Annotated in this window: 20 protein-coding genes; 2 read left to right on the forward strand and 18 right to left on the reverse strand. The window is 47.4% G+C overall.

The genetic code is table 11. The features are described 5' to 3' along the window. Positions 1-94: 94 nt before the first annotated feature. From HMPREF2871_RS02715 to HMPREF2871_RS02760, 10 genes are all read right to left on the reverse strand, one after another. The gene (locus HMPREF2871_RS02715; protein ID WP_049336514.1) at positions 95-628 is read right to left on the reverse strand and encodes a CvpA family protein; all 534 of its coding nucleotides are present in this window, start codon (positions 626-628) and stop codon (positions 95-97) included. Further along, positions 621-1,766, reverse strand: a complete 1,146-nt coding sequence (gene ftsN / locus HMPREF2871_RS02720; RefSeq protein ID WP_049343978.1) for a cell division protein FtsN — start codon at positions 1,764-1,766, stop codon at positions 621-623. Before ftsN ends, HMPREF2871_RS02715 begins: the two co-directional genes overlap by 8 nt. A gap of 13 nt (positions 1,767-1,779) precedes the next feature. Beyond that, positions 1,780-3,063, reverse strand: coding sequence for a bifunctional tetrahydrofolate synthase/dihydrofolate synthase (folC, locus tag HMPREF2871_RS02725; RefSeq protein ID WP_049336511.1), 1,284 nt, complete (start codon positions 3,061-3,063; stop codon positions 1,780-1,782). A gap of 38 nt (positions 3,064-3,101) precedes the next feature. Then, on the reverse strand, positions 3,102-3,554 hold the full coding sequence (locus tag HMPREF2871_RS02730; RefSeq protein ID WP_039862251.1) for a protein YgfX: 453 nt from the start codon (positions 3,552-3,554) through the stop codon (positions 3,102-3,104). 4 nt (positions 3,555-3,558) lie between these two features. After that, entirely contained in the window at positions 3,559-3,918 is a 360-nt protein-coding gene (locus HMPREF2871_RS02735; protein WP_003747228.1) for a hypothetical protein, read from the reverse strand. Positions 3,919-3,981: 63 nt separating this feature from the next. Continuing rightward, the gene (locus tag HMPREF2871_RS02740) at positions 3,982-4,710 is read right to left on the reverse strand and encodes an amino acid ABC transporter ATP-binding protein (RefSeq protein ID WP_003747231.1); all 729 of its coding nucleotides are present in this window, start codon (positions 4,708-4,710) and stop codon (positions 3,982-3,984) included. Continuing rightward, on the reverse strand, positions 4,710-5,033 hold the full coding sequence (locus tag HMPREF2871_RS02745; RefSeq protein WP_004520147.1) for a hypothetical protein: 324 nt from the start codon (positions 5,031-5,033) through the stop codon (positions 4,710-4,712). Before HMPREF2871_RS02745 ends, HMPREF2871_RS02740 begins: the two co-directional genes overlap by 1 nt. A 7-nt stretch (positions 5,034-5,040) precedes the next feature. Beyond that, positions 5,041-5,820: a 16S rRNA (adenine(1518)-N(6)/adenine(1519)-N(6))-dimethyltransferase RsmA gene (gene rsmA / locus HMPREF2871_RS02750; RefSeq protein ID WP_004520146.1), complete on the reverse strand. Its 780-nt coding sequence runs from the start codon at positions 5,818-5,820 to the stop codon at positions 5,041-5,043. Positions 5,821-5,908: 88 nt separating this feature from the next. Next, entirely contained in the window at positions 5,909-6,508 is a 600-nt protein-coding gene (locus HMPREF2871_RS02755) for a Maf family protein (RefSeq protein ID WP_049336507.1), read from the reverse strand. 14 nt (positions 6,509-6,522) lie between these two features. Next, positions 6,523-7,062, reverse strand: coding sequence for a gamma carbonic anhydrase family protein (locus HMPREF2871_RS02760; RefSeq protein WP_049336505.1), 540 nt, complete (start codon positions 7,060-7,062; stop codon positions 6,523-6,525). Positions 7,063-7,300: 238 nt separating this feature from the next. On the opposite strand from HMPREF2871_RS02760, the gene HMPREF2871_RS02765 reads away from it, so the two are divergent. Continuing rightward, positions 7,301-8,179, forward strand: a complete 879-nt coding sequence (locus tag HMPREF2871_RS02765; protein ID WP_049336504.1) for a DMT family transporter — start codon at positions 7,301-7,303, stop codon at positions 8,177-8,179. Between the two features lie 53 nt (positions 8,180-8,232). On the opposite strand, the gene lepB is transcribed toward HMPREF2871_RS02765, so the two are convergent. The 3 genes from lepB to HMPREF2871_RS02780 form a co-directional block, all read right to left on the reverse strand. Beyond that, positions 8,233-9,252 (reverse strand): signal peptidase I, encoded by a 1,020-nt coding sequence (gene lepB / locus HMPREF2871_RS02770; RefSeq protein ID WP_049336502.1) that lies wholly within the window; start codon positions 9,250-9,252, stop codon positions 8,233-8,235. Continuing rightward, positions 9,252-11,045, reverse strand: a complete 1,794-nt coding sequence (gene lepA, locus HMPREF2871_RS02775) for a translation elongation factor 4 (RefSeq protein ID WP_049336500.1) — start codon at positions 11,043-11,045, stop codon at positions 9,252-9,254. Before lepA ends, lepB begins: the two co-directional genes overlap by 1 nt. A gap of 132 nt (positions 11,046-11,177) precedes the next feature. After that, complete coding sequence (locus tag HMPREF2871_RS02780) at positions 11,178-11,879, reverse strand: 5'-methylthioadenosine/adenosylhomocysteine nucleosidase (protein ID WP_070629661.1); 702 nt, start codon at positions 11,877-11,879, stop codon at positions 11,178-11,180. 203 nt (positions 11,880-12,082) lie between these two features. Here HMPREF2871_RS02780 and HMPREF2871_RS02785 point away from each other — a divergent pair, with 203 nt between their 5' ends. Further along, the gene (locus HMPREF2871_RS02785; protein ID WP_049343983.1) at positions 12,083-13,213 is read left to right on the forward strand and encodes a PilT/PilU family type 4a pilus ATPase; all 1,131 of its coding nucleotides are present in this window, start codon (positions 12,083-12,085) and stop codon (positions 13,211-13,213) included. Between the two features lie 74 nt (positions 13,214-13,287). Here HMPREF2871_RS02785 and HMPREF2871_RS02790 read toward each other — a convergent pair whose 3' ends face one another. The 5 genes from HMPREF2871_RS02790 to HMPREF2871_RS02810 all read right to left on the reverse strand — a co-directional run bounded on the left by HMPREF2871_RS02790 (position 13,288) and on the right by HMPREF2871_RS02810 (position 18,255). Continuing rightward, the gene (locus HMPREF2871_RS02790) at positions 13,288-14,694 is read right to left on the reverse strand and encodes a dihydrolipoyl dehydrogenase (protein ID WP_049343984.1); all 1,407 of its coding nucleotides are present in this window, start codon (positions 14,692-14,694) and stop codon (positions 13,288-13,290) included. A 252-nt stretch (positions 14,695-14,946) separates the two neighbouring features. Beyond that, entirely contained in the window at positions 14,947-15,684 is a 738-nt protein-coding gene (locus HMPREF2871_RS02795; protein WP_003747251.1) for a redoxin family protein, read from the reverse strand. A 189-nt stretch (positions 15,685-15,873) separates the two neighbouring features. Next, positions 15,874-16,659: a 1-acylglycerol-3-phosphate O-acyltransferase gene (locus tag HMPREF2871_RS02800; protein WP_070647845.1), complete on the reverse strand. Its 786-nt coding sequence runs from the start codon at positions 16,657-16,659 to the stop codon at positions 15,874-15,876. Between the two features lie 64 nt (positions 16,660-16,723). After that, on the reverse strand, positions 16,724-17,551 hold the full coding sequence (mutM, locus tag HMPREF2871_RS02805; protein ID WP_049344029.1) for a bifunctional DNA-formamidopyrimidine glycosylase/DNA-(apurinic or apyrimidinic site) lyase: 828 nt from the start codon (positions 17,549-17,551) through the stop codon (positions 16,724-16,726). Positions 17,552-17,595: 44 nt separating this feature from the next. Further along, the gene (locus tag HMPREF2871_RS02810; RefSeq protein WP_049343987.1) at positions 17,596-18,255 is read right to left on the reverse strand and encodes a class I SAM-dependent methyltransferase; all 660 of its coding nucleotides are present in this window, start codon (positions 18,253-18,255) and stop codon (positions 17,596-17,598) included. Positions 18,256-18,356 lie beyond the last annotated feature (101 nt).

Consider the following 18,356-nt stretch of genomic DNA (forward strand, 5'->3'; position numbering starts at 1 on the left):
GATGAGTTTGCTCAAATTGTTAACAATATGATGCTAAATTTACGCAAATAAAAACGGATTCAGACGGCCCATAGACCGTCTGAATCCGTCAAACTCAATCATCCAATTCTTCAACTTCAGCTGCTTTACCCGAAAGATGCGGCATTGCGGCATCTTTTCCAGGCAGATAAGGCATCGCAGCATCTGCAAGTGATTCAAAATACGGAATTGTGTGCGAACTTTGCCACTCTTCCGTTTTCGGCAAATCAGTGTGTGAAAAAACCATCACTGCCAGTGTCACCAAAATCACACCTTTCACAGCACCGAATACGCCGCCAAGCAAACGGTTGATGCTTCCTAAACCAACGGCAGACATCAAACTGCTCAACAGCGATCGTGCCAGTTTCTGCAACAGCCATGCCAGAAAAAACACAGCGGCAAAACCCATGGCAACCGCCAAGGAATGCGGCTCAACCGATTTAAAGACCACATCGGCAAACGGCACGGCGAGCGTTCTGGCTGCAATAAACGATACCACCCAGGCCACCATCGCTCCTGCTTCGGCAATAATACCCCGTGTCAACGAAATAATGATGCAGATGACGATGACGGCGGCCGCCAATAAATCGGCAACAGGCAAATTACTCACTGGTCACCTGACCGGCAATGCCATGTACACGCAATTTGTTCAAATCGCGCTCTGCATCGCGTGCATTTTTATAACTGGCTGATTTCACGCGATACACCTTACCTTTATCGGTCATCACTTCAGTAATGGTCGAATCGATACCTGCGGCTTTCATTTTACGTTGCAGGCTCTGCGCGCGTTCTTTTTCAGCATAACCAGCCTGAATAGCGGCTTTTTTAGCAGGCTTGGCTTCTGCTTTTTCTTTTTCAGCTTTAGGTTTGGCTTTTTCAGACGGCTTCTCGGCAGTTTTTACCTTATCGGCTTTTTCTGCTTTGGCCGTTTCTGGTTTAGCCTTCTCATTTTTTGGTTTTTCAACTTTGGCTTCTGCTTTCTTAGTAGGTTCGGCCTTGTCTTTTACGCTGTCTTTGCTGTTTTTGGCAGATTTACGCTCGGCAATGGCTTTCTCTGCTTTTTCCAATTGTGCTAATTTATTGCGTTCAGCAGCAGCTTCACGCTCTGCTTTTTCAGCACGCGCTTGAAGTGCACGTTTTTTAGCAGCCAATGCGTTTTCTTTTTCATCCGCTTCCTGTTGGGCTTGTGCCTTGCGTGCCGCAGCACGTTGTTCTGCCTGGCGTTGGCGGCGTTCTTCGGCTCGGCGCTCCGCAGCTTCGCGTTTGGCGGCCTCAGCTCGTTGAATACGCTCAGACTCTTCCAAACCTTTAATATTGCCGTCATCCAAAGTATCATTAATCAAAACCAACGGCTCGCCGACATCTTCGGGAGCAGACTCACGGTTTGGCTTCAATACTTCAACCGGCGCATTGTCTTCTTCGTCGCCGGCATTTTGAGGTTTGCTTTGCGCTTCGGCATCCGCATGGCGGGCTGCTTCTTCAGCCATCGCAACATCCTCTTTACTCGGCTCTAAAACAACGGCCTTGCTCGGCTCATCAGCCGTTTTGACTTGGCTCTGACCGACAGGTGCTTCTTTAAACGGTGAATTTTTATCGTCGCCGGAAGTCAGTGCCAGACCGAACAGCATACCCGATGCCACCACCAAGCCGGAGGCTAAGACCAAGCGACGGCGGTTGCGACGTTTGAGTTGTTCGTAACCGTCTAAATCGTATCCGTTTGGAGTTTCTTTTTGTTTATTGTCGGACATGATAATTTCCTCGTTAGTGTTCTTTCAAAACAGCCATTACATCGGCAACAGTATGGAATGAGCCGAAAACAACGATTCTATCATTTTCGGTTGCTTTAGCCAAAGCAGCGCGGTAGGCAGCAGCGACAGTTTCAAAAACATTTACATTGTCGATGCCGTGTTCAGCCAGTTTGGCCTGCAAAGCCTCTATCGTCATGCCGCGCGGTACATCTAAAGGCGCGATGTTCCACTCGTCAAACTGATCTTTAACGATTTCCAGCACGCCATCAATATCTTTGTCGGACAACATACTGAATACAGCAGTACGTTTTTGGGCAAAGGCAAGGTTAATCAGACTGCGGCGCAAAGCACGGGCTGCGTGCGGATTGTGGCCGACATCCAAAACCACCAGCGGACGGCCGGGCAAAACTTGGAAACGTCCAGGATTCTCAACCAACAGCAAACCGCGTTTAATCGCGCCGATATCAACCGGCAATTGTTCGTTCAAACACTCCAACACCGTCAATGCACACGCGGCATTGGACAACTGATAGGCACCGCGCAAAGCAGGAAACGGCAAGGAATTGCGGTTACGGCTTTGGCCGTCTGAAGATTGCGGATGGAAGCGGTAGTTCCACTGTACGCTTTCCATTGATGCAAAATCAAAATCTCGCTGAACCATCAACAGTTTTGCGCCAATTTCTTCTGCGTGTTTGACCAATGATTCAGGCGCAGGATTCTGACCGCACACAGCTGGTTTGCCACCACGGAACACTCCGGCTTTTTCAAAACCGACCTGCTCAACGGTATCGCCCAAAAATGCCTGATGGTCCAAATCCACGCTGGTAACGACCGAGCAGTCGCCGTCAAATACATTCACAGCATCCAATCGTCCGCCCAAACCGACTTCCAAAATCATTACGTCCACATTTTCACGCATGAAAATATCGACGGCAGCCAAAGCATTAAACTCAAAATACGTCAGCGAAATTTCGCCGCGTGCCGCTTCGATACGCTCAAATGAGGAAATAATCAATTCATCTGAAACCGGCTGAGTATTGATGGCGATTCGTTCGTTGTAAAGCAGAAGGTGCGGACTGGTCAGCGTACCGACTTTAAAACCGGCTTCTTTATAAATATGCGACAAATAGGCGCATACAGAGCCTTTGCCATTTGTACCCGCCACCACGACGACAGGACATTGCGGCACCAAATTCATGCGTTTTTTCACTTCTCCCACGCGTTCCAAACCCATATCGATAAGGCCGGAACTATGGGCAGTCTCCAAATGAGAAAGCCAGTCTTGTAATGTTTTCATTGTATTTATCGCTTCAAAAGGCCGTCTGAAACGGCCGTTTAATCTATATCTGCCGCAAGTTCTGCTTTGTCTTCTTTTTCACGGCACCAGCGCGCCCACACTTTCAGACGGCGGTAGGCATCGCGGTCGGCCATATCGGGCAAGATGCAGTGTTTGACTATTTTCCCGTCAACATTCCATTGCAAAAACAAAGCATAAACCGTCAACATACTGCTGTCTTGCAAAACCGCACTTCTTCCCTCTGCCTCGTTATTCAAATAAACCGTCGCACGGTATTGGCGGTCGATGATGATTTTTCTGACCGCATTTTGAGTCTGAAAATTAACGCTGCGCCAAGCATAGGCAAAACTGCCGGCCAATGCCGCCAAACCCAGCCACATCATCCAGCCGTAAAACTCGACAAGGCATAAGGCCAACGCCGAAAGGTGTAAGGAAACAATCAGAATTTTCAAAGAACGCGAGGGCTTTAAGGCCGTCTGAAAACTTCTCACGGCTTTACATCATATTGTCGAAAACAGGCGTAATGTTCAATTCCGCCTCTTCCATATCCAAAACCATATCGTGGATTTCGGTATCGAAAAATTCCCAAAAAGCCTTCAAGCTCATGTCTTGCGGCCATTTGCTTTTATCAATGTCCCAGCCTGCCAATTCGGCTTCAAAAATCTGCTGGTAGCGTTCGTCAAAATAGGAAATGACGGATTCGGGTTCGTCAAATTGCGGCACAAGGAATACTGAGCAGTTGGTGCGCAGTTGCTCGACGGTCAGGTCGGGCATATTTTCATCGGCGGATTTCAGCCATTCCAAAAAACGGGCGGTCGGCTTCAGCACAACAGCAGTACGGTCAACAAAATACATTATTTTCAACTTTCAAAATCATTCAAACCGATCATGCCGTCTGAAATTTCAGACGGCCCGAGTTTAATGTGTCATCACCTGTTGCAGGAATTGTTTGGCACGCTCGTGTTTCGGATTGGTAAAAAATTCTTCCGGCGTTTCATCTTCCAGAATCTGGCCTTTATCGACAAAAATCACACGGTCGGCGACTTCGCGCGCAAAACCCATCTCATGGGTCACACACATCATGGTCATGCCGCTTTCCGCCAAGTCTTTCATCACTTTCAATACTTCGCCGACCATTTCAGGATCAAGTGCGGAAGTCGGCTCGTCAAACAACATCACGCGCGGCTCCATCGCCAAACCGCGTGCAATCGCCACACGCTGTTGCTGACCGCCGGAAAGCTGGCCGGGCAGCGCGTCTTTTTTATGCGCCAAGCCGACACGTTCCAAAAGCTCCATCGCTTTCTTTTCCGCCTCTTCACGGCTTTGGTTTTTCACTTTCATCGGAGAAAGAATAATATTTTCCAAGACAGTCAAATGCGGATACAGATTGAACCCTTGGAACACAAAGCCCACTTCTTCGCGCACTTTGTTCAAATCGGTTTTCGGATCGGCAACATTGATGCCGTCCACCCAAATCTCGCCGCTTTCAATGCGCTCGAGTTGGTTTACCGTACGAATCAGCGTCGATTTGCCACTGCCCGAAGGACCGCATACAACGACCACTTCGCCTTGTTTGACTTCCAGATTCACGCCGTTGATAACGTGCAAATCTTTAAAATGTTTGTGTACATTTTTGAATTTAATCATTATTTCTTTCCAAACTGCCAAAATTTTCGGGGCTTAAGTTTCGCTTGCCGCTGCCAAAGCAAAGGAATGGCCGTTTCAAGCCAAAAACGGCAGCTGACTATGCCGTCGGAGGTTCCACCTTGATTGTACCGATTGACTTTAAATTGCTCTTCCCTATCGAGACGATGCCCGGTCAATACCCAAACTGCGCCGATAATTGCCGCTTCAAAACGGTGCCGCTCAGGCGGCATATCCTTACCGGAAAAATACTGCGCCAACTTGCGCCACAAATATGAATTACCTAGAAACCCCCATTGAATAGGAGGTTGCTTAAAAATTGCCATCACTGTTTCAGACGGCCTTTTGAACCAGATAATTGCTCAATGCCACATATTTTTCAGCGGCAATGTGTTCTGCCCTGTCCTGCGGATTGATGCCGACTGCCTGCAAATCATCATCGCCGGCAAGTTCCTTCAAATTATTGCGTATGGTTTTGCGGCGTTGATGGAAAGCCAGTTTCACCAGTTTGGCAAAATGTTCAAAATCTTCCGCTTTACCAATGCGGTGTTTCACCGGAATCATGCGCACGACGGCCGAATCTACTTTCGGCGCAGGATCAAAGGATTCAGGCGGTACTTCAATCAACATTTCCATATCGAAGAAATATTGCAGCATTACGCCCAGACGGCCATAGTCGTTGGTTTTCGGCTGCGCCACCATGCGTTCGACCACTTCTTTTTGCAGCATAAAGTGCATATCGATCACATCGTCTGCCACTTCGCTCAATCGGAACAAAAGCGGCGTGGAAATATTGTACGGCAGGTTGCCGACAATTTTTTTCTTGCCTTCAATGCTGTTAAAATCAAACTGTAATACATCGCCTTCGTGTATCACCAATTTGTCTGCAAACGGCAAGGTTTTCAGACGGCGTACGATGTCGCGGTCGATTTCGCAAACATGCAGGCGGTTGAGTTTTTTCGCCAAAGGCTCGGTAATGGCTGCCAAGCCCGGGCCGATTTCAATCACGATATCATCGGGCTGCGGTCTGACCGCATTGACAATATCGCTAATAATCCGCGTATCCTGCAAAAAATTCTGCCCGAAGCGTTTCCGGGCCTTATGTTCTTTCATATCTTTCTTCAAGCAAGCTGTTTAAGGCAGTATTGTAACTGAAACAGGCGTTTTTGTCGGCACGCTTTCAGACGGCATTTGCCTAATTTTAAGCAAACGGCGGCGCTTCCAAACCCAAAGATTTCAGTAGTTGCGCGGTCTCATAAACCGGCAAACCCATCACGCCGGTAAAACTGCCCTGCAAATGCTCGACAAATACGCCGCCCAAGCCCTGAATCCCATACGCACCGGCTTTGTCCATCGGCTCGCCGCTGGCAACATAGGCTGCAATCTCCTCAGCCGTCAACGTTTTAAAGCGCACTTCGCTCGTCTGCACCACATCATGGCGCACGCCTCGCCAGTAAACGCATACAGCCGTCAGCACTTGATGCGTCCGTCCGGACAAGCGTTCCAGCATATCGACCGCATCCGCCTCGGATTCCGGTTTACCCAAAATAGCCGCACCATCCGCCACCGTCGTATCCGCCGTTAATACAGCAAACTCAGGCTCTTGATCATGAGCAGTAAACCATTGCGCTACCGCTACCTGATTTTTCTCGCAGGCCATACGGCGCACATACTCTACTGCGGCTTCGCCTTCTTTGGGGGTTTCATCAATATCCGCAGGAAGGCGGCGTACCGTGAAACCTAAATTCTCCAAAATCTCACGACGGCGCGGACTGCCCGAGGCCAGATAAATTGCGTTCATTGTATTGAACTTCCTTATTTTGAAATTTTATGCTGTCCGAACAGGCGGACATAATGCGCAGCCGAATACGTCAAAAATGCCTTTTCCTCATCCGTCAGCGGACGCACTTGTCTCACAGGCGAGCCGACGTATAAAAAACCGCTTTCCAATCGCTTGCGCGGCGGCACCAAACTGCCCGCGCCTATCATCACATCATCTTCGACAACCGTATCGTCCAAAATAATTGAACCCATGCCCACCAAAACACGATTTCCAATTCGGCAGCCATGCAGCATGACCTTATGCCCAATCGTCACATCATCGCCGATAATCAGGGGCGAACCGTCAGGCTTCGCCGCATTCTTATGCGACACATGCAAAACGCTGCCATCCTGCACATTGCTGCGCTTACCGATAGAGATACTGTTCACATCGCCGCGCAATACAGCATAAGGCCAAATCGATACATCTTCCGCCAGCGACACTTCGCCAATCACTACCGAAGTCTCATCTACAAAACAAGACTCATCAACCGACGGCACATAATCCAAAAACGCACGAATAGGGTTTGCCATTTCCAATAATCCTTTTCTCAAAACCAAAACTGATCAGGCCGTCTGAAAACACGGCGTAAAACGATTTTATACTACAACAATACGAAATCAAGCCAGAAAATCATCAAAAGGCCGTCTGAAACAGTTTTCAGACGGCCTTTCATCATAAACCCTTTATCTTGGCTTACCACTATTTATCATTAACGCCTCATCTGTCTTTTATGGAATAATCGTCTTCATTTAATTCTTGGAGAAGCCGATGAACACACGTTCAGGAAATTATGCAGCGCCCCTGCTAGTCGTCGGCTGCGTCGTCTTCGGCTTGGGCAGTTTGATCGTCAAATTTGTCGATGTCGGCTCTTACGCCATCGCATTCTGGCGCTTGCTGATCGCCGCCCCTATATTCTTCCTGCTCGGGCGTTTTTTCAGACAAAAAATGCCCACGAAAAGAAAAACAGTTGGCTACGCAGTCTTATCCGGCGTTTTCCTCGCATTCGACCTCGCTCTGTGGCATGAAAGCATTCACGCCGTAGGCCCCGGCATTTCCACCTTGCTCAACAGCCTGCAGATTTTCTTTTTAGCCGCCATCGGCTTCTTCTTTTATTCGGAACGTCTAAGCGCCCTGCAAATTTTAAGTTTGATATTGGCTACCATAGGCGTAGCCTTAATCGGCAGCCCAGAATTCGGTCATAACAACAATGCCGCATGGGGATTTGTCAGCGGCGTAGTGTCCGGTGCTATGCTGGCCCTGTCTATGGTTTTCGTACGCAAAACCCATGAACAGGAAAAAGTCGGTTTGTTTCCACTGATGATGATTTTAAGCTTTGGCGGCGCAATGGCGCTGGTCATCCCATCTCTGCTATTCGATGCCGCCCATCTTTACCCCAAAACTTTAAACGATGTGATTCTAGTCTCCATCTACGGCATCGTTATGCAATGCTTTGCTTGGGCATTGATTGCTTACGCCATCCCGCTTTTATCCTTGTCACTGACCGGCCTACTACTGCTCTCCGAACCAGTTGCCGCCATGTTGATCGATTATTTCTGGCTAGATAAACCGATTAACGCCGTCCAATGGAGCGGCGCTACTTTGACTTTATTGGCGATTTATTTAGGTTCGTTAAAAGACAAAAAATAGATACCAAAAAGGCCGTCTGAAAAATTTCAGACGGCCTTTTCATCTGTTATTGCTTATTTAATACTGGTACCGATACGGCTGAGTTCGCCAAAGTTCATCCAAACAAAGAAGGCTTTACCGACAATCAACTTGTCATCGACAAATCCCCAGTAACGAGAATCGGCGCTGTTGTCGCGGTTGTCGCCCATCGCGAAATAACGGCCTTCGGGAACTTTACAAATAAAGCCATTGCCGTCTTCTGCGTACTCACAATTTTCCAAACCGCTCGTTTCAAGCGAGTAATTGCTTTCAGGCATTACTTCGGAGGTGTATTTGTTCAATACGGCAATGGATACGGAAGGCTGACCGGCTTCTTTGACCACATCAAAGTTTTTGCCGTTCAAGGCCGTCTGAAAACGCTCAAGCGTATGAATCATAGACGGATCGGTATCATCTGCGTATTGATAATTGCCGTTTGGTTTTTCGGGAATAATTTCACCGTTAACAGTCAAAACCTTATCACGATATTCCACAACATCACCCGGAATACCGACGATACGTTTGATGTAATTCATCTCAGGCTGAAGTGGGTAATTGAACACCACGACATCGCCTCGGGCAATATTGCCGACAGGGATAATGACCTTATTCAAAATCGGCAGGCGGATACCGTAAGAAAATTTGTTTACCAAGATAAAATCGCCTTTGACCAAGCCCGGACGCATGGAACTGGACGGAATTTGGAACGGCTCAGCAATAAAGCTACGCAATACAAAGATAACCAAGATGATAGGAAAAAAGCCGCCCATGTAGTCGGTAAAATGTGCATTGTCTTCGCCGGTTTCGCTTTTTTTCAGACGGCCTTTATGGATTGCCCAAACAATACCGGTGAACACGACAAACACCAGCAATACGGCGGTAAAGCTCATAAATTCGGACAAAATTCCGAATACGCCGACCATGCACAAGAGATAACTCCATTGCAAGCCGGAGCTCCATTCGCCGTTTTCCTGACGCTCTTTGCTGCTTTTGAAGTTGAGGACCAAGCCGGCCAGCAGTACAACGATTGCGCCTAAAGTCAGATTTATACTCATTATTTATCACTCACTTGCAGAATCGCCAAGAATGCGCTTTGCGGGATTTCCACATTGCCCACTTGTTTCATGCGGCGCTTACCTGCTTTTTGTTTTTCAAGAAGTTTTTTCTTACGCGTAATATCGCCGCCGTAACATTTCGCCAAAACGTTTTTACGCAGGGCTTTGACGTTTTCGCGGGCGATAATCTGGCTGCCGATGGCGGCTTGGACGGCGATGTCGAACATTTGGCGCGGAATCAGTTCGCGCATTTTTGATGCCAGCTCTCGACCGCGGTGAACGGCGCTTTGACGGTGCACAATCAGGCTCAAGGCATCGACTTTTTCGCCGTTGACCATAATGTCGAGCTTAATCAAATCAGACGGTTGGAACTCTTTGAAATGGTAGTCCAACGAAGCATAACCGCGCGAAGTCGATTTAAGCTTGTCAAAGAAATCCATTACGACTTCGTTCATCGGCAAATCATAAGTCAGCATGACTTGACGGCCCATGTATTGCATATTGACCTGAACACCACGCTTTTGGTTACACAAAGTCATGACGTTGCCGACATACTCCTGCGGCACAAGAATGGTCGCAGTGATAATCGGCTCAAGAATAGTTTCGATGGTGCTGATTTCAGGCAGTTTGGACGGGTTTTCAACTTCGATTTTCTCGCCGTTTTTCAACACGACTTCATAAACCACCGTTGGCGCAGTGGTAATCAAGTCCATGTCGAACTCGCGCTCCAAACGTTCCTGCACGATTTCCAAATGCAACAGACCCAAGAAGCCGCAACGGAAGCCGAAGCCCAATGCTTGGGAAACCTCAGGCTCAAATTTCAACGAAGCATCGTTCAGCTGCAATTTTTCCAAAGCGTCACGCAAGGCTTCGTAGTCATGGCTTTCCACCGGATAAAGGCCTGCGAATACTTGGCTTTGTACTTCTTGGAAGCCGGGCAGCGGCTCAGAAGCGGGGTTGGCAACCAACGTAACCGTATCGCCGACTTTCGCCTGACCCAATTCTTTCACGCCGGTAATTAAAAAGCCTACTTCACCGGCTTTGAGTTCTTGTTTTTGAACTGATTTTGGTGTGAATACGCCCAGCTGCTCAACCTGTGTTTCCGCCTTAGTACTCATAAAGCGCACTTTGTCTTTCAGCTTGATGGTACCGTTTTTCACACGAATCAGCATGACTACGCCGACATAGTTGTCAAACCACGAATCGACAATAACCGCTTGCAACGGCGCATTTTCATCACCAGTCGGCGCAGGGATTTTGGCAACGATCTCTTCCAAAACATCTTCCACACCAATGCCGCTTTTTGCAGAACATTGCACCGCACCAACGGCATCAATGCCGATGATGTCTTCAATTTCCTGCTCCACGCGATCGGGTTCTGCTGCAGGTAAGTCGATTTTGTTCAAAACAGGCACAACTTCCACGCCCAAATCAATCGCGGTATAGCAGTTCGCCACGGTTTGCGCTTCTACACCTTGAGACGCATCGACCACCAAAAGCGCACCTTCGCAAGCCGACAGCGAACGGGATACTTCGTAAGAGAAGTCGACGTGTCCCGGAGTATCAATCAGGTTGAGCTGATACACCTGCCCATCGCGTGCTTTATAGTTGAGCGCGGCGGTTTGCGCTTTAATGGTAATGCCGCGCTCTTTTTCGATGTCCATGGAATCGAGCACCTGCGTACTCATTTCGCGCAAATCCAAACCGCCACAGTATTGGATAAAACGGTCAGCAAGCGTAGATTTGCCGTGGTCGATGTGGGCAATAATGGAGAAATTCCGTATGTTTTTCATATTGTTATTAAGATAAATGCAATTAAAGGCTGAAAGGCCGTCTGAAAAAACAGGGATTCGGTTTTCAGACGGCCTTAGAATAAGGTTGAATCGTTCCGTATTCTAACGGAAATTCAACGCTTTTGCATGATTTTATAGCGATTTGACAATCTCGGTCACCATCTTCGCCGAGCTGACGGCAGCCGTTTTCAAAAACTCTTCAAAGCTAATGTCCGCTTTCTCATCTGCCGAATCGGATACGGCACGAATAATCACAAACGGCACTTCCAACTGGTGACAGGTTTGCGCAATCGCCGCAGCTTCCATTTCAACTGCTTTTACGTCAGGAAAATGACTGCGAATTTCCGCAACACCTTCGCTGCTGTGTACAAAACGGTCGCCACTGACAATCAGGCCTTGCGTTACGGCCGCACCTTCAAACACTTGCGCTGCCTTTTCTGCTTGACGAATCAGGTTTGAATCCGATACAAACACAGCAGGAAGTTGCGGTACTTGTCCCCAAACATAACCAAAAGCCGTTACGTCAACATCATGATGCGCCACAGTTTCGCCGATAACCACATCGCCAACCTTCAGACCTTTACCCAAACCGCCTGCACTGCCGGTATTGATGACGCAATCCGGTGCAAACTGATGAATGACCCAAGAAGTCGAAACCGCCGCATTGACTTTACCGATACCGCTCAAAACCAATACCATACGTTTTCCGGCCAATTCACCTTCATACGCCGAGAATTTACCGAAGGACACATGCTTGACATTGGTCATGCTTTCACGCAAAAGCTCGATTTCCTGTTCCATTGCGCCGACCACGGCAATTGTTTGTACTGACATCTCGTTACCTTTCCATTCACTAATCGGGCAACATTATAACAGCAGAATTTAAAATCACAGGGATACTGAAAAATCTGCTATATTCCCAGAACGACACCCAATTTAAAACAGATTGATGCTCTAGCTAGCAATCAGCAAATAATGATTGCCTCTGTTATAATTACTATAGATAAAATAACTCTATTTTAAATACCTAAATTCTTATGTTTAACGAAAATACTCCGGGCGCAAAAGAAGAATTGTTCGCTTGGCTACGCCATATGAACAAATACAAAGGCTCCGACCTTTTCATTACCACCAATTTCCCGCCGGCCATGAAAGTGGACGGTAAAATTACGCGACTGAGCGATGAGCCGCTGAGTGCTGAAAAATGTATGGAAATCGCTTTTTCGATTATGTCTTCCAAACAGATCGAAGAATTTTCTTCCACCAACGAATGCAACTTCGCCATCAGCCTGCCCGATACCAGCCGCTTCCGTGTCAATGCAATGGTTCAACGCGGTGCAACTGCTTTGGTATTCCGTTCCATTACCAGTAATATCCCTAAATTTGAAACGCTCAATCTGCCTCCTATTCTGAAAGACATCGCCCTCAGAAAACGCGGTTTGGTTATTTTTGTCGGCGGTACAGGTTCGGGCAAGTCCACTTCCCTCGCCTCCCTTATCGACTATCGAAACGAAAACAGCTTCGACCACATTATTACCATCGAAGACCCGATTGAGTTTATCCACCAACACAAAAACTGCATCATTACCCAACGCGAAATCGGTGTAGATACCGAAAATTGGCCGATTGCATTGAAAAATACTCTACGCCAAGCGCCAGATGTTATTCTGATTGGTGAAATCCGCGACCGCGAGACCATGGACTACGCCATTTCCTTCGCGGAAACCGGCCATTTGTGTATGGCGACACTGCACGCCAACAGTACCAACCAAGCGCTCGACCGCATCATCAACTTCTTCCCCGAAGAGCGCCGTACCCAGTTGCTGACCGACTTGTCGCTCAACCTGCAAGCCTTTATTTCACAACGTCTGATTCCCCGTGAAAGCGGCCGGGGTCGTGTGGCGGCGGTCGAAGTTTTGCTCAATTCGCCGATTATTGCCGACTTGATTCAAAAAGGCGAAGTCCACAACATCAAAGAAATGATGAAAAAATCAACCGGCATGGGCATGATCACTTTTGACCAAGCCTTGTATGACTTGTATGAAAACGGCGATATCAGCTATCAAGATGCCATTAAAAATGCCGACTCCGCTCATGACTTGCGCTTAGACATTCAATTACGAAGCCGTCGTGCGCAAAATGCCGGTCCGGATTTAGAATTGATTTAACAGCTTCAAAGCATAAAAAAAGGCCGTCTGAAACCTCACTACGAGTTTCAGACGGCCTTTATCCCATCAAATAATCAAGCCTGTTTCAATTTTGCATCGGCATCACGCAATGCAGTGCGCAGACCTTCCTCGATAACCGGATGGTAGAACGGCATATCCAGCATTTGCGGAATCGTCATCTTCATTTGATGCGCCCAAGCCATCAAGTGTGCCAAATGTTCGGCAGCAGGGCCGACAACTTCCGCACCAATGAAACGGCCGGTCGCTTTCTCAGCATACAAACGCATATGGCCTTTGTTTACCAACATAACACGGCTGCGGCCTTGGTTTCGGAAGGAAACTTCGCCGATTACAAACTCGTCAGGTTGATATTTCGCCGCAACTTGCGCGTATTTCAAGCCGACAGAGGCAATTTGCGGATTGGTGAACACCACGCCAATTACACTGCGGCGCAAACCACCGCCGATATTCGGATAGCGGCCCGCATTGTCGCCGGCAATTTTGCCTTGGTCGGCAGCTTCATGCAGCAGAGGCAATTGATTGGACGCATCGCCTGCGATAAAGATATGCGGAATGCTGGTTTGCATGGTCAGCGGATCGGCAATAGGCACACCACGCGCATCTTTTTCGATAGTCAGATTTTCCAAACCGATATTGTCCACGTTCGGACGGCGGCCTACGGCTGCCAGCATATATTCGGCAACGAACACACCTTTTTCGCCGTCTTGTTCCCAATGAACTTCAACATTGCCTTCCGCATCCAGTTTGACTTCGGTTTTAGCATCCAGATGTAAAGCCAACTCTTCGCCAAAAACAGCTTTGGCTTCTTCAGCGACAACAGGGTCGGAAATGCCGCCGATGGCTCCGCCCACGCCGAAAATCTCAACTTTCACGCCCAAACGGTGCAAAGCCTGACCCAACTCTAAGCCGATAACGCCGGGGCCGAACACGGCCACGCTTTTAGGCAAAGTATCCCAAGAGAAAACATCATCGTTTACAACCAAGCGATCGCCCAAAGCTTCCCACTGAGGGAAAATCACAGGACGCGAACCGGTGGCAATCACAAAACTTTTTGCAGTGATTTGAGTGTGGTCATCGATTTGGACGGTGTGTTCGTCAACAAATTTTGCCGTACCCATAATACGCTTGTCGGCAGGCCACTCTTCTACATCGCTGACTACAAAACCGACAAAACGGTCGCGTTCGGACTTCACGCGGTGCATGACTTCTTCACCGTTTACCGTTACGCTGTCTTTATCCAAATGTACGCCAAACGGATCGGTATGCAGAGCATGATGGCGCGCTTCCGCAGCCGCAATCAGCAATTTGGACGGCATACAGCCGACACGCGCACAAGTTGTTCCGAATACATTGTTTTCAATCAGGTAAACATTGTCTGTATGAAGGCGAGCATTGCGAAATGCGCCCATACCGGCTGTACCGCCGCCCAGTACTACCACATCTGCTTGAATCTTTTTCATATTTTATCCTTACTGTCTCTATCTAAACCGATATTGCCATCAGCTTATTCAGTTTTAGACGGCAAAATTATTATTAACTATCGAAAAATTAAAATTAATAGTCAATAACTAAATATCGATTTAAAACAATAATCTCAAATTCTACTTGCGAATATAGAGTTATTCAGAACGCCGAATTGTAAACGCCGTCTGAATAACTCTATATTTTATCTTTCAGACGGCCTTTTCAAACCGTCTCAAGCATACAGGCAATTAGTTTTTAGCCAAGTAAGCTTCCAAGTCTTCGCTGCCGCCGATGTATTTGCCGCCGATGAATACTTGAGGAGCAGTCATCTTGCCGGTAATAGCACGAACGGAAGTAACAGTTGCATCTTTGCCCAATACGATTTCTTCGTAAGACAAGCCTTTGTCTTGCAGCGCTTTTTTAGCTTTAGCGCAGAATTGGCAGCCAGGTTTGGTGAAGATGGCAACAGACTCTTGAGCTTTCCAGTCAGGAGCAATGTATTTCAACATAGTGTCAGCGTCAGACACTTTGAAAGGATCGCCTGGTTCTTCAGGTTCGATAAACATTTTTTCAACCACGCCGTCGTTAACCAGCATGGAGTAACGCCAAGAGCGTTTGCCAAAGCCCAAGTCTTCTTTGCCAACCAACATGCCCATGCCTTCAGTGAATTCACCGTTGCCATCAGGGATCATGTAGATGTTGTCGGCTTCTTCTTCAGCAGCCCAAGCATTCATAACGAAAGTGTCGTTTACAGATACGCAGTAGATAGCGTCAACACCGTTTTCTTTGAACGCGCCGAACAATTCGTTGTAGCGTGGCAGGTGGGAAGAAGAGCAAGTCGGAGTAAATGCGCCAGGCAGAGAGAACACGACTACTTTTTTGCCTTTGAACAAATCATCAGTAGAAACATCTTTCCAAGTGTCGCCGACACGAGTGCGGAATACTACGGAAGGTACTTTTTGACCGGTACGATCTTGCAAAGCCATTTTTAAGCTCCTTTAAAAATTCGGGTTAGAGAAATGAATCAATGCTTGTATTGTAATGCAGGCCTATCGATTTGTATAATTTATAGTTCAAATAATATTAATTATATTAAACTATCAATTTAATCCAACCGAAAACAGCTAAATCACTAAATAAAGGCTATCTGAAAGAAAACAAGTACCTGACCGAAATTATTTTTTAGGTAAAGGTTGAACGGGAGAATCCGAAGCCACAATCTCGCCGATGGATTTTTCCGCAATATCTTTCAAAGCATAGCGGTCTTTATCCGGCATATCTGTCGGTTTGTACTGAGGCGAGAAATCCAAACGGATACGGATTTTCTTCATAGAAACAATACGCCACAAAGACTGAAACAGGTTTACTTCCGCATAAGACGGCAAGTCCGTCCGTTGTCCTTCGCCATCATAATAGCGCAAAGTTACTGCCTGAATCGGTGCTTTCGCATCAATTGCCGATTGAAACAGGGCTGCTTTAAACGGCAAAATACCCAAGCCGGAAGAAGTGCGCGCCTCAGGGAAGAAGCTGACATTCTGTCCTGCTTTCAATGCCGCGCAAATCGCCTGGTTAATCGGCTCGATATCTCGGCGGGGATTGCGGTTGATAAACACCGTGCCGGCATTTTTACCCATTTTCCCCAAAACCGGCCAACCGCTGATTTCCTGTTTGGCAATAAAACTGCTCGGATAAACGGCGCTCATGGCAAAAATATCCAACCAAGACACATGGTTGGCCACCACCAATGTACCGCTCACATTTCCTTGAGGCGGTACGCCGATTTCCAATTCAATATCCAAAGCATCCAATGCGCCTTTTCCCAAAACAACCACAGCATGATTGCGTTCCTCTGCATTATTACCATCGATGGCACGCAAATTCCGGCCGGTTCGGAACAACCAAGCCGCCAAACGGCAAAGTCTGCCCAGTCGTTTAAAAAAAGGAGCTTTTTGTTTAGACATAAAATTTCTTCTGTATGGTATTCATTATTTTCAGACGGCCTCTGACATTTAATGCCGTCTGAAACTATTTCTGGCAATTTGGACAATAAAATGTTCCACGCTGCCCCAAAGTTTCTTTAAAAATCAACCCGCCACATTGGACACAAGGCTCATTGTGGCGGCCATAGACCGTATATTCCTGCTGGAAATAGCCGCTTTTACCATCGCTATTGACAAAGTCCCGCAGCGTACTGCCGCCCGTTTCAATCGCCCTCAGCAAAATCGCTTTAATGGTTTCCACCAATGATGCGCATTCTTTCTTGGTCAGCTTATTCGCCGGACGCAATGGCGAAATACCCGCCTTAAACAGACTTTCATTCGCATAAATATTGCCAACGCCAACCACCACCGCATTATCCATCAGTGCCAATTTGACCGCACGCTTCTGCGTTTTCAATTTCTGATACAGATAATTTGCATCAAACACCTCCGAGAGCGGCTCCGGCCCCAGCTTTTCCAACAGCGGATGATGCTCGGCAATACCTTCATACCACAATACCGCACCAAATTTACGCGGGTCGTGATAACGCAATACGGTACCGTCATCAAATACAAAATCCAAATGATCGTGTTTATCCGGCGTGGCAATACGTTCATCATCGGCAGTAAAAATCCGCAAACTACCGGACATGCCCAAATGAATAAGTAAAATACCCGTTTCAAAAGTAATAATCAAATACTTCGCACGCCGGTTGCATGCCAAAACTTTGCGGCCGGCCAAAATTTGCGCCAAGTTTGGATGAATAGGCCATCTCAATTTAAACTGGCGGATAGTGACTTTTTCTATCTTTTTGCCATCAATATGCGGCTCTATCCCGCGTAAAGTCGTTTCCACCTCAGGTAATTCAGGCATCATTATTCTCCAAATTCATCATTAATATACAGGCCGTCTGAAAACTATTCGGCCAAACGTGCCGTACTTAAAGCAACCGTATTGCCATCGAATGCAGATTCCAATTCAGGCAAAGGATGGACACCAATCAAATGTTTCGTTAACACCATCCCATAAACCGCTGCACACTGCGGCCACCACCTATCCCCCGCCTTTTCCATAAACCGCCAAAACTTCAAAGCAGAAGGCGAATTCACAGCAGGCAGATAATCCATAAACTGCCCATATTCTATTTCAAAACCAATATCCGCAATTTTTCGTTTCAACTCAGCTAGAGCCAAACATTGAGATTTCAAAGGCAGCTTTTCCCCATCAAACCAAGAGCTCAATCCCCACAAAGATTTAGGGTTGAACCCCGTCAAAATCAACCTGCCTTCAGGTTTTAATATCCTAAACGCTTCTTGCAACACCAAATCTGCGGATGAAACTTCCAAAAGATGAGGCATCAATACCACATCCACGGAATGCGTTTCAAATGCCAACATTTCAGCATCCATCCGCACATCGCGAGGCACTACAAGCATGTTTTCAGACGGCCTAGTCCATACACCGCCCAATTGAACCGCCACCTGCCTATTCAAATACTGCAAATGCCGTCTGAAAAAATCCGCCTCTTTTTGAGCAAGATATTGCCCCATTGGCGTTTGCATAAAAAAAACTTCCATTCAAGGCTCCCCTATGCATCCCGACTTGTGTGACAGAATTTTAACACCACGGCCACATCTCACAAGCAAATTCCCTGCCCGACTTGACGTTTAAATGCTGA

This window comes from Neisseria sp. HMSC067G12 (genome assembly GCF_001812725.1).
In the GTDB taxonomy this organism is placed as follows: domain Bacteria; phylum Pseudomonadota; class Gammaproteobacteria; order Burkholderiales; family Neisseriaceae; genus Neisseria; species Neisseria perflava.

Coding starts and splice junctions, on each gene's coding strand:
- ftsN (WP_049343978.1), bottom strand. CDS start 1,766: ATGTCCGACAATAAACAAAAAGAAACTCCAAACGGATACGATTTAGAC.
- folC (WP_049336511.1), bottom strand. CDS start 3,063: ATGAAAACATTACAAGACTGGCTTTCTCATTTGGAGACTGCCCATAGT.
- HMPREF2871_RS02735 (WP_003747228.1), bottom strand. CDS start 3,918: ATGTATTTTGTTGACCGTACTGCTGTTGTGCTGAAGCCGACCGCCCGT.
- HMPREF2871_RS02740 (WP_003747231.1), bottom strand. CDS start 4,710: ATGATTAAATTCAAAAATGTACACAAACATTTTAAAGATTTGCACGTT.
- HMPREF2871_RS02745 (WP_004520147.1), bottom strand. CDS start 5,033: ATGGCAATTTTTAAGCAACCTCCTATTCAATGGGGGTTTCTAGGTAAT.
- rsmA (WP_004520146.1), bottom strand. CDS start 5,820: ATGAAAGAACATAAGGCCCGGAAACGCTTCGGGCAGAATTTTTTGCAG.
- HMPREF2871_RS02755 (WP_049336507.1), bottom strand. CDS start 6,508: ATGAACGCAATTTATCTGGCCTCGGGCAGTCCGCGCCGTCGTGAGATT.
- HMPREF2871_RS02760 (WP_049336505.1), bottom strand. CDS start 7,062: ATGGCAAACCCTATTCGTGCGTTTTTGGATTATGTGCCGTCGGTTGAT.
- HMPREF2871_RS02765 (WP_049336504.1), top strand. CDS start 7,301: ATGAACACACGTTCAGGAAATTATGCAGCGCCCCTGCTAGTCGTCGGC.
- lepB (WP_049336502.1), bottom strand. CDS start 9,252: ATGAGTATAAATCTGACTTTAGGCGCAATCGTTGTACTGCTGGCCGGC.
- lepA (WP_049336500.1), bottom strand. CDS start 11,045: ATGAAAAACATACGGAATTTCTCCATTATTGCCCACATCGACCACGGC.
- HMPREF2871_RS02780 (WP_070629661.1), bottom strand. CDS start 11,879: ATGTCAGTACAAACAATTGCCGTGGTCGGCGCAATGGAACAGGAAATC.
- HMPREF2871_RS02785 (WP_049343983.1), top strand. CDS start 12,083: ATGTTTAACGAAAATACTCCGGGCGCAAAAGAAGAATTGTTCGCTTGG.
- HMPREF2871_RS02790 (WP_049343984.1), bottom strand. CDS start 14,694: ATGAAAAAGATTCAAGCAGATGTGGTAGTACTGGGCGGCGGTACAGCC.
- HMPREF2871_RS02795 (WP_003747251.1), bottom strand. CDS start 15,684: ATGGCTTTGCAAGATCGTACCGGTCAAAAAGTACCTTCCGTAGTATTC.
- HMPREF2871_RS02800 (WP_070647845.1), bottom strand. CDS start 16,659: ATGTCTAAACAAAAAGCTCCTTTTTTTAAACGACTGGGCAGACTTTGC.
- mutM (WP_049344029.1), bottom strand. CDS start 17,551: ATGCCTGAATTACCTGAGGTGGAAACGACTTTACGCGGGATAGAGCCG.
- HMPREF2871_RS02810 (WP_049343987.1), bottom strand. CDS start 18,255: ATGGAAGTTTTTTTTATGCAAACGCCAATGGGGCAATATCTTGCTCAA.